The 1075-nt window shown below is 29.7% G+C and carries 1 protein-coding gene; it reads right to left on the reverse strand.

Annotated elements, in window-relative coordinates:
- Window positions 1-239: 239 nt before the first annotated feature.
- On the reverse strand, window positions 240-1075 hold an 836-nt coding region (locus EKL98_RS17145), incomplete at its 5' end, for a S46 family peptidase (protein WP_148104478.1).

The raw sequence follows: 1075 nt of genomic DNA on the forward strand, positions 1-1075 counted from the left end.
AAAAGTACTTTTTTCATCTTACTTAATTATAAAAGGTTAATTATTAATTCGGGGCAAAGATATAAATTTTTTAATAGTTAAAATATTTTTTCATTATTTTTTTAAAATATTTTTTTTCTTTCAAAAACTTGAAATGGAATTACATCTAATTTGACTTTATAAATAAATACTTAATAAATAGTCAGCATTCTAATCGAACTCTTTTTTTTGTAATATTTTGAGTGTCATTTCTCTTAGTTTTATTTTTTTGGATGAACCAATTTCAACTCATTTATTATATTTTTTGCACCTGCATATTTGTCTATGATGAAAAGAATATAGCGTGCATCTACCATAATATTTCGGCATATATTTGGGTCATAATAAATGTCGCTCATCGTTCCTTCCCAAACTCTATCAAAATTAAGGCCTATTAAATTCCCTTTAGAATCAATAGCTGGACTCCCTGAATTGCCTCCAGTGGTGTGATTTGTGCCTATAAAACAAACTGGCATTTTGCCGTTTTCAGCATATTGACCGTAGTTTTTAGTTTTGTATAATTCGATTAATTTTTCTGGTACATCAAATTCATAATCACCGGGAATGTATTTTTCCATAACACCGTCCAAATAGGTGACAGGAGTGTACAAAGTAGCATCTTTCGGCGCATATCCTTTTACTTTTCCGTAGGCAACTCTTAAAGTGCTATTGGCGTCAGGAAATATCCTTGCGTCATTGTTTAATTCTAATTGAGCTTTCATATAAGTTCGTTGCAAAGCCGTAATTTTCAAATTGATTTCATCATATTTCGGAGCAACATCTTTAAGAAATTTTTCGGACATATTTTTTATTAAGATATAGCCTTTGTCCAAATTTAAGTTGGTTAAAACCGTTTTCGAATCGCCAGAAAGTAATTCTTTAAGGCTGTTATAATTGACCAATTTCGAATGTCCGTAAATTTCAGATGCCAAATTTGTCGCATTTGTATTTGATAAAGAATTTGGTAAAAATTCCTTAGGCACTTTTGTGGCATACACATGAATCAATTGTTCAAAAACTTTTTGATCCACATTTGGATTAAAATCTTTATAAAAAC

Source organism: Flavobacterium bomense (assembly GCF_003970355.1).